This is a genomic window from Aeromonas sp. QDB31, assembly GCF_027707605.1.
Lineage (GTDB): Bacteria > Pseudomonadota > Gammaproteobacteria > Enterobacterales > Aeromonadaceae > Aeromonas > Aeromonas media.
Genome location: NZ_JAPCIX010000003.1, coordinates 336664 through 345995, shown reverse-complemented (window position 1 = coordinate 345995; position 9332 = coordinate 336664). Strand labels below are relative to the sequence as shown.

At 63.0% G+C, this 9332-nt stretch carries 8 protein-coding genes and 1 tRNA gene; 3 read left to right on the top strand and 6 right to left on the bottom strand.

Features of this window, described 5'->3' with window-relative positions:
* Window positions 1-2 precede the first annotated feature (2 nt).
* Window positions 3-76: transfer RNA gene (locus PG898_RS05315), tRNA-Cys, on the top strand.
* A 75-nt stretch (window positions 77-151) separates the two neighbouring features.
* Here the strand turns inward: PG898_RS05315 and PG898_RS05310 are convergent.
* Complete coding sequence (locus PG898_RS05310; protein WP_042650499.1) at window positions 152-445, bottom strand: hypothetical protein; 294 nt, start codon at window positions 443-445, stop codon at window positions 152-154.
* Window positions 446-659: 214 nt separating this feature from the next.
* On the opposite strand from PG898_RS05310, the gene PG898_RS05305 reads away from it, so the two are divergent.
* On the top strand, window positions 660-860 hold the full coding sequence (locus PG898_RS05305) for a YbfA family protein (RefSeq protein ID WP_005324353.1): 201 nt from the start codon (window positions 660-662) through the stop codon (window positions 858-860).
* A gap of 196 nt (window positions 861-1056) precedes the next feature.
* On the opposite strand, the gene PG898_RS05300 is transcribed toward PG898_RS05305, so the two are convergent.
* The 4 genes from PG898_RS05300 to PG898_RS05285 all read right to left on the bottom strand — a co-directional run bounded on the left by PG898_RS05300 (window position 1057) and on the right by PG898_RS05285 (window position 7253).
* The gene (locus tag PG898_RS05300; protein WP_270824341.1) at window positions 1057-4275 is read right to left on the bottom strand and encodes an ATP-binding protein; all 3219 of its coding nucleotides are present in this window, start codon (window positions 4273-4275) and stop codon (window positions 1057-1059) included.
* Between the two features lie 176 nt (window positions 4276-4451).
* A complete protein-coding gene (locus PG898_RS05295; protein WP_226169841.1) occupies window positions 4452-5219 on the bottom strand; it encodes a DODA-type extradiol aromatic ring-opening family dioxygenase in 768 nt (255 codons plus the stop codon).
* A gap of 271 nt (window positions 5220-5490) precedes the next feature.
* Complete coding sequence (locus PG898_RS05290) at window positions 5491-5961, bottom strand: FKBP-type peptidyl-prolyl cis-trans isomerase (protein ID WP_171274255.1); 471 nt, start codon at window positions 5959-5961, stop codon at window positions 5491-5493.
* Window positions 5962-6098: 137 nt separating this feature from the next.
* Window positions 6099-7253, bottom strand: coding sequence for a Na/Pi cotransporter family protein (locus PG898_RS05285; protein WP_270824342.1), 1155 nt, complete (start codon window positions 7251-7253; stop codon window positions 6099-6101).
* A 250-nt stretch (window positions 7254-7503) separates the two neighbouring features.
* Here PG898_RS05285 and PG898_RS05280 point away from each other — a divergent pair, with 250 nt between their 5' ends.
* Window positions 7504-7896 carry a hypothetical protein gene (locus PG898_RS05280; protein ID WP_270824343.1) on the top strand — a complete coding sequence of 131 codons (393 nt, stop codon included), beginning with the start codon at window positions 7504-7506 and terminating at the stop codon, window positions 7894-7896.
* A gap of 78 nt (window positions 7897-7974) precedes the next feature.
* Here the strand turns inward: PG898_RS05280 and PG898_RS05275 are convergent, their stop codons facing one another.
* A complete protein-coding gene (locus PG898_RS05275) occupies window positions 7975-9318 on the bottom strand; it encodes an APC family permease (RefSeq protein WP_041206191.1) in 1344 nt (447 codons plus the stop codon).
* Window positions 9319-9332 lie beyond the last annotated feature (14 nt).

Sequence of the window (9332 nt, the reverse complement as noted above, 5' to 3'; positions counted from 1 at the left end):
ATGGCGCGTTAGCAAAGCGGTTATGCAGCGGATTGCAAATCCGTTTAGTCCGGTTCGACTCCGGAACGTGCCTCCATCTTCTTCCTCGTTTTCATCCTTGTTCCATGCCAGGTTTCATTCCAAGAACCTCTTTCGGCATATCCCCTTGCGTTCAATATCCTTGCTGGGCCAATAACAGCTCGCAGCCCTGATGGCGCCACTCTCTTTGCAGATAGTGACTTATGTCGTCGAGAGATTGTCCCCGGTACTGAAGTTGCAATTCGGCGGCGTGGTCGGTCAGATCGGCCATCTTCTGCTTCAGTTGACCGCATTGCCACAGACTGACGACAGGCACTCCCTGGTACGCCAGCGTGATGGCGTCATTCCGATTGAGCTGCCACTCCTGCCACTGTGTCCAGGCGAGCAGACCGAGCACGCTCAGAACCGCGATTTCTGCCAGTTTCATTCCCTTCTCCCTCCATTTACCTGCCCATGTTCTAACTCTTGTCCAGGGAGTGGTTTTTGCCAGTCTTGTTGCTCTTTGGTTAAATAATGTAACCCGGTTTCACTTTCTTGATTTTAGGCGGTTTTTTTATAAAAAAACGGGCTTATTGGTGTAGTAATCCTACAGATTGTGGAGTAATCTTTGCTCGGTGGTCTTACCAGTGAGGCGTTAAATCATGTTTCATCCCTTCTCTCTGACTCAGATAATCCTTCGCCGCATCTTCGTATTGATGGTGGGTCTGCTCGCCTTCCCGGTGATGCTGTTTCGCCGCGATCGCGCCCGCTTCTACAGCTACCTGCACCGGATCTGGAGCAAGACCAGCACCAAGCCGGTGTGGCTCAAGATGAGCGAACGGGGTGAGCGGATCTTCTACTGATCCCTTGCCCACAGTGAAAAAAGACAGCCAAGGCTGTCTTTTTTTATGGCTGGCAACCCGGCATGGGCGTCTTGCCTGCATGGCTGAGGAGCCAGCCCTCGCGATCTTGTCACAGGGTTGACCTCCTCGTTCAAGAGATCCCCCTTCCCGCCATTCCCGTCCGTTCAAACCCGCGACTCTCTTTTGTTCCGCCCCGTCATGCTTCCCGGTTCAGATCGGCCAGCGCCGCGCGCAGGCGGGCGAGACCGATGGGTTTGAACAGGCAGTCGTTCATGCCGGCGGCCAGGCAGAGCTCCCGCTCCCGGGGCAAGGCGTGGGCGGTAAAGCCCCAGACTGGCAGCTCATGGCCACGGGCACGCAGGTTGCGCGCCAGGTCGAAACCATCCATCACCGGCATCTGGCAGTCGGTGATGACGAGATCGAAGGGGTGGCTGCCGACGGCGCGCAGGGCCTCCAACCCGTTGCTGCGCACGCTGACGTCGTGTCCCAAGTGCTTGAGCTGCTGGCGCAGCAGGATCTGGTTGGCATGATTGTCATCCACCACCAGTATCCGCAGCCGGGGCCCCGGCTCCCGGGGAGGGTCGACGGGGGTCGCCATCACCAGCGGGAGACCCGGCGCCGCCAGCGTCAGGGGCAGCCTTATCTCGAGGCGGGTCCCCCGTCCCGGCTCGCTGTCGACACCTATCTCTCCCCCCATCATCTGGCACAGGATCCGGGCGATGTTCAGACCAAGGCCGCTGCCCGGGTACTGCTCGGGGGAGTGCGCCCGGTAGAAGGGGGTGAACAACCGGGGCAGCTTGTCCGCCGCAATGCCGACCCCGGTATCTGCGATGACGAGGTGCAGCACGGGGGCGGGCAGGGGGTCTCCCGCCAGGGTAGCGCTGATGCTCACCTCGCCCTGCTCCGTGAACTTGATGGCGTTGCCGATCAGGTTGAAAAGGATCTGGCGCAGCCGAAGGGCATCGATCATCACGGTCGGCAGGGGGGCGTCGGGCAACTCGACGCGATAGCGCACTCCTTTCTGCCCGGCCATGCCCCGGAATACCCGGGTGACCGATTCCAGCAGCGGCGTGAGTTCGCAGGGGGTCGGGGTCAGGGTCATCTGGCCCGCCTCTATGCTGGCGATATCCAGGGTATCCCCCAGCAGATCCAGCAGACCGTGGGCCGAGTCCGCGGCGATGCGCAGCAGCTCGGCGCTGTGACGACTGAGGGCGGGATCCTCGGTGGCCAGCTCCAGCATGCCGAGGATGGCGTTCATGGGAGTACGAATCTCGTGGCTCATGGTGGCGAGGAAGTCGCTCTTGGCCCGGCTGGCGCTGTCGGCCTGCAGCTTCGCCTGGCGCAGGGCCTCTTCCAGCTGCTTGCGGTCCGTGATGTCGATCCAGCCGTCGATCACCCCGCTGATGGCGCCCTCGGCATCGAAGTAGGGCACCATCCAGTGATAGATGTCGATCTGCCTCCCTTCGCGCTGGAAAATCCGATCGGCGAAGATGGGCTGGCCTTGCTGCAGCACCTTGGCGAAGTCCCGCTCCAGGGCGGTGATGCTCTGGGGGTCGATCTGCCCTTCCAGTCCCCGGGCGAAGGGGTGCCCCATGACGTCTTCCGGACGGGCACCGAGCTGGGCCAGGTATTTGCTGTTGCACAGCAATACCTTGCCGCCCTTGTCCCGCACCACTATGGGGTGGGGCTGGCTCTCCCCCAGCGCCCGGATGAATCTCACCTGGGCCTCCAACTGCTGGCGGGAGGCCTGCTCGGCGCGGGCCAGCCGCTTGAGCATGAGGTTGCGATAGAGCAGCACCAGCGCCAGGGCGAAGAGCACCGCAAACAACAGGTAGAAGGCGTGGGCGTGGCGCTCCATGAAGCCGGGCTTCGGCAGTTTGCGGTTGCGCCACTCGTAGCTCACCATGGCCAGCTCGTTGGGCGGGATGGCGAGCAGGGTCTTGTCGAGGATCCCCATCAGCATCTCGTTGCCGGGCAGGCTGGCAAAGCCCATCCGGATGGATTCCTCATCGGCGGGGCCGGCGATGCGCAGCCGGGTTTGCGGATCGTTGTCCAGGGCATGGCGGGCAAAATAGAGCGGAACTATGGCGGCGTCCAGTCTGCCTCCATCGACGGCCTGCATTGCCTCCTCGGCGCTCTCCATGGTGATGAGCCTGCTGCCCTCGAGCTCATCGGCGAGCGGATTGTAGCGGGTCATCCCTACGCGCCTGCCCGCCAGATCCTGCAGGGAGGCAATGCCCTCCTCGCTCTGATGGGTGAGGATCACGTAGATGTCGTCCGTGGCATAGGGGACCGAGGGGCGCAGGCCATAGCGATCGGCCACGGGCCGGGAGATGGCACCGATGAGATCGAGGCGCCCCGAGCGGATGGCCTCGTCCCGCTGCCGGTCGGAGTCGAAGCGGATGAACTCGAAGGAGAGGCCGGTGCGCTTGCTCACCTTGGCCAGCATGTCGACCGTCATGCCGGTGAGCTGGCCGTCGTGATCCAGGGCGCCATAGGGGTAGAGGTTGTCCATCAGCCACACCATGATGGGGGGCGACTGGTGCATCCAGGCAAGCTCCACGGCGTCATAGCGCTCGCTCGCGCCGTCATTCATGTCACGAATGGGCCCGTTCCACTGACTGAAGATGGCATTGCGGGTTCCCTCGTCGATGGCGTCCAGGCCGTGGTTGATGAGGCCGAGCAGCGCCGGGGAGCGGGTGGAGAGCGCGAAGCGAAAGTCGGCTGGTGCCAGGCTGGGCGGTGCCTCGCCACGTTGCCTGAGGTGGTCGAAGCGCTCGCTGTTGAGGTAGTGCATGGCGTGGGCGTCGCTGAGCAGTATCTCCTGGCGGCCGAAGAAGACGGCGTCGAAAGCCTCCGCATTGGAGGGATGGGTTACCAGGGTGAGAGTGGGGTAGTAGAGCCTGAATCGCTGCTCGTCTATCTGGCCCTTTACGGTGGCGACGCGCTGGCCCGGTGTCAGCAGGGGGCCCTGGTGCGGCTTGGGGGCCGAGAAGACCAGGGGGCTGCTGAAGTAGGGCCTGCTGAGCCGGATCCCGGAGGCCTCCGTGTCCGCCAGGGTCAGGTTGCCGAGGTTGACCAGATCGATCTCTCCCCGGCGCAGGGCGAGCAGGGCGCTCTCCTTGTCGGCGAAGAGGCACAGCGCCAGTGGCTTGTGCAGGATCTTGGCGAGGATGCCGAGGTAATCGGCGGAGATCCCCTCGAATCGACTCTGGGAGACGATTATGCTGAAGGGGCGATAGCCCTGCTCGAGGAGGCCGACTCGTAGCAACTTGGCTTGCCGCAGCCAGTCTTGCTCGGCCTTGGACCAGCGGGGAGGGGCTATCTCGGAGTCGTGACGGCTGTGCAGCGTCAACGCCAGCGCAGGCTGGATGATCAGCAGACAGAGCAGGATCAGTGATCGATAGAGATTCATCATGCCACCAGGAACGGGGCAGCCATCCTTGCCGCATTTCACCCAAAGGCGGTCATTCTACCGGAAAATGGCTATAACGAGTCCCCTGTTTGGACACGGCAAGCATGAAAGGTACAAAAATGGCGGCCTGATCCGCCATCCGTGCCGAGGATCTGCCGCCCTGGGCGGTGCCGGGATCAGCCGAACCGGTAGGCACCCATGTAGAGGCTGCCATAGTCCCAGCTCTGGTGCAGTCGGGTTGGCCTGTCGCTTCCCGCCGCCCCGAGTGCCACGAACAGCGGACGCAGGTGATCGTCGTGGGGATGAGATTCCACCGCGCCCGGAGCGCGGGCCCGATAATCTTCCAGCGCCGCCCTGTCACCCTCATCCATGGTCTGCTCCAGCCAGCTGACGAAGGTGCTCGCCCAGCGGGGCACCGGGCTGTCGTCCGGCCCGAGTGCCCGCAGGTTGTGGGTGATGGCGCCGGAGGCGAGGATGCCTATGCCTTGTGCGCGCAGGCCCTGCAACGCCTCTCCCAGTTGCCACAGCTGGGCCGGGGTGAAGTTGGCCGGGATGGAGAGCTGCACCAGGGGGATCTCGCTTTGGGGATCCATCAGGGAGAGGGGTGACCAGACCCCGTGATCCAGCTCACGATGCACCGGGGTGGCGGGCAGGCCGGCCAGCAGCAGCTGATCGCCCACCGCCTCCTGCAGCCACTGGGGACTCCTCGCTGGCCAGCGGATCTGATAGAGGGGCTCGGGGAAGCCATAGAAGTCGTACATCAATGCCGGGCTCGGCTCGACGTTGATCTGCAGCTCGCTTCGGCTGAACCAGTGAGCCGAGATCACCACCAGTCCCTTGATGCCGCCAAGGCGCAATGTCGCCAGAAATTGGGTAGCAGGCTGATCCCGCAGGACCAGATCCGGGGCGCCGTGGGAGATGAACCAGACGGGGGCGATAGCCATAGCGAGACTCCTATCAATGATGCCGGCACGCAGCGCATGGCCGGGTCAGGGCAAGGGGCCACTGACGATGGGGTCATTATCTGCCTCGGATAGGAAGTTAACAATGTGGCGATATGTATAAGCACTGTTAACTATGAGTTGATAGATGAAGGTGGGAGATGACCCTAAAACAACAGGGCCAGCATCGCCATGCTGGCCCTGTTTTCTTCATGTGCCGGGTATTGCAGGATGCCCGGCGGGAGCTCGTCTGCTGGTGCTCGAGCCAGAAACCTTACTGGATACCCAGCAGCTCCACGTCGAAGATCAGCACCGAGCCCGGCGGTATCTTGCCGGCGGCGCGATCGCCATAGGCCAGGTTGGCGGGAATGTAGAAGCGGGTCTTCTCCCCTTCCACCATCAGTTGCACCCCTTCGGTCCAGCCCTTGATCACCTGATTGAGGCCAAACTCGATGGGCTCGCCGCGGGCGATGGAGCTATCGAACACGGTGCCGTCCAGCAGCTTGCCCTCGTAGTGTACCTTCACCTTGCTGGTGGCGGTGGGGTGAACCGTGCCGCTGCCCTGGGTCAGCACTTCGTACTGCAGGCCGGAGGCCGTGGTGGTCACCAGCGGTTTCTCCTTGTTGCTGGCGAGGAACTCGGCGCCCTTGCGCACGTTCTCTTCGGCCAGTTTTTTGTTATTGCTGCTGGAGTAGAAGTAGTAGGCGGCGCCGGCGATCAGCAGGGCGATCAGAATGAACTTCATCGGGTTTTCCTTAAATGCAATGAAGGCGGCATCTTATCCCAGTCGGGGAGGGAGGGCGAGTCGGGACGCAGGAGGATGTGACGGGGCAGACAGACGACGAGGGGCCAGGATCTGCCCCCTCGTCTCATGAGGGCGGATTACTTCACCGCCACCATCATCAGGGCGGGCAGGGCGAAGAAGAGCCCGCCCACGTAACCCAGCGCCAGCAGCTTGTTCTCGCTGCCGATCCGGGCCAGGGTCTCGGCGGCCTTGATGGGCAGCTCGCGCAGGAAGGGGACCCCGTAGATGAGCACCACTGCAAACAGGTTGAACAGCACGTGGACCAGGGCGATGGTCAGTGCCAGCTGGGCACCGGCACCGCTGATGGCGGTGGCGGCCAGCAGGGCGGTAATGGTGGTGCCGATGTTGGCCCCCAGGGTGAAGGGGTAGAGCTGACGGGTGTTGAACACACCGCCGCCGGCCAGGGGGATCATCAGGCTGGTGGTGGTGGAGGAGGACTGCACCATGACGGTCACCAGGGTGCCGGAGGCGATACCGGTCAGCGGACCACGGCCCAGAGCCTTGTGCAGCAGCTCCTTGGCGCGGCCCACCATGACCCGCTGCAGTACCTTGCCGAGGGTGGTGACGCAACCCAGGATCAGCAGGATGCCGATGCAGATGGTGGCGATGGCGGCGCCCTTGCCCGGCAGGAAGGCGACGGCCCCATCGATGAGATCCAGTGCCGGCGAGATGATGGGCTTCATGAAGTCCATGCCTTTCATCGACATGTCGGCGGAGCCCATCAGCAGGCCGGAGACCCACTCAGCGCTCTGCTGCAGCAGGCCGAACATCAACTCCAGCGGCAGGAAGATGAAGACCGCCAGCAGGTTGAAGAAGTCGTGCACGGTGGCGGCGGCGAAGGCGCGGCGAAACTCCTCTCTGTCCCGGATGTGACCGAGGGAGACGATGGTGTTGGTGATGGTGGTGCCGAGGTTGGCTCCCATCACCATGGGGATGGCCATCTCCATGGGCAGGCCCCCCGCCACCAGGCCGACGATGACCGAGGTGACCGTGCTGGAGGACTGCACCAGGGCGGTGGCCAGGATGCCGAGCAGCAGGGCGACGAAGGGGTTGTTCGCGAAGGCGAAGATCTGGGCCGCGCCCTCGGCGCCGCCGGAGAAGCCCTTGAAGCCGTGGGAGACGGCACCAACGGCGACCAGGATCAGGTAGATCAGCGTGATCACCGCGAGCCAGTTGAACAGGGGGCCGGGACGGCGGGTCTGCTGGAGTGCGGAAGATACGGTGCTGTGCATATGGCCTCTTGGGGTCGTTCTGCGTTGAAATGGACGGGCGCATTACAGCAGCGCTCCATGACAGAAATATGACAACGTGACACTTTTATGATGTTTTGGTGACAGGGCGGCAGGGGGCGCCGCAGACAAAAAGTGTCGGAGCAAACGCCGATATGGCGTCATCCGGATCATAACCGGCTTCTCGTCTTGCACTGGGATCCAAGGGTTATATGCTGCCTCGCTTTCCTGTCTTCAAAATGAGGAAGCGATGATGCGTGCATGGGTTTTGTGTCTCTCCCTGGGATTGTTGTCTGCTGGTGCGCAGGCCAGCGTGTTCAAGTCCGAGTGCAACCTCGACAAGGCGGCCAGAAACGAGGCGATGAATGCGACCCTGGGGGTCAAGGGCAACTGCGATGCCGACAAGCTGGTGCGCCAGCAGAAGGAGAAGGCCAGGGCCGAGGTGAAGAAGAACACCACGGACGTGCTGGACAAGAAGACGGCGGGTCTGAAAGAGGCAAAGCAGAACACCAATGCGACCCTGGGCAAGCAGAGTGCCGAGCTGAAACAGGCGAAAGACAAGGTCAATCAGACCCGCAAGGATGTCAACGCCGTGACCAGGGATCCGGTCAAGGCGGCCGCCACCGCGGTGATCAACCAGGGCTGAGGGATAGCCCGCCACAGGTCTGCATGCAATAAGGGGAGCCCATGGCTCCCCTTCTGTTTGGTTGTCGTCCGGCCGTGCTTACTGACCGTCGGCCGCTTCCTCGTACTGACGGAAGGGAATGCGGAACACCGCCAGGCGCAGGAAGAGGTAGGTGACCCCGATCCCCGCCCAGATGAGACCGAGCTCCAGGGAACTCTGCTCCAGGTTGATCCAGAGCGCCCCTATGGTGGCGGCGCCCAGCAGCGGCAGCACCAGGAACAGCAGGTGCTCCTTGAGGCTCTTGTTGCGCTTCTCACGTACCCAGAACTGGCCGATGACCGACAGGTTGACGAAGGTGAAGGCCACCAGGGCGCCGAAGTTCACCAGCGCCAGCGCCATGTCCAGATCGAACGACACGGCGGAGAGGGCCAGGGCCCCCACCAGCAGCACGTTGATGGCCGGGGTGCGCCAGGTGGGGTGGATGTAGCCGAACACCCGCTCCGGGATCATGCGATCGCGCCCCATCACATAGAGGATGCGCGACACGCCTGCGTGGGCCGCCATGCCGGAGGCGAGCACGGCCGCGGTGGTGCACACCAGTACCACGCTCTGGAACAGGGTGCCGCCGACGTAGAGGGCTATCTCCGGCAGCACGGCGTCCGGCTCCTTGAAGCGGGCCAGATCCGGGAAGAACAGCTGCAGGCTGTAGGAGACGGTGACGAAGATGATGCCGCCGATCAGGGCCGTCAGCACGATGGCGCGGGGGATCACCTTGCCGGCGTTCGGGGTCTCCTCGGAGAGCGAACTCAGGCCGTCGAAGCCGAGGAAGGAGAAGCAGAGGATGGTGGCGCCGGTGAACAGCGGCAGCATGCTGGCGGACTCCACGTGGAATGGCCGGCTGCTCATCAGGGTGCCGGCCCCTTCACCGTGACTCAGGCCCCAGGCGATGAGGCCGAGGAAGGTGAGGATGATGGCGATCTGGATGAACACGATGAAGCCGTTGAGGTTCGCCACCAGCTTGATGCCACGCAGGTTCAGGAAGGTCATCACGGTCACCAGGCCGAAGATGAAGATCCAGGGATCGACGCCGGGGAACATGGCGGTCAGATAGATCTTGGCCAGGAGGATGTTGATCATCGGCATGAACATGTAGTCGAGCAGGGAGGACCAGCCCACCATGAAGCCCACATAGGGGTGGAACACCTTCTGGGCATAGGTGTAGGCCGACCCCGCCGAGGGGAAGCGGCGCACCAGATGGCCGTAGCTGAAGGCGGTCAGCAGGATGCCGCCAAGGGCCAGCAGGTAGGCGGTGGCGACGCGGCCGTCGGTGATGTCGCCGACGATGGCGAAGGTATCGAATACTGCCATGGGGGTGAGGTAGGCCAGACCCATCACCACCACCTGGAACAGGGTGAGCGTCTTGAGCAGCTTGGCACCGGCCATCACGCTTTCTCCTC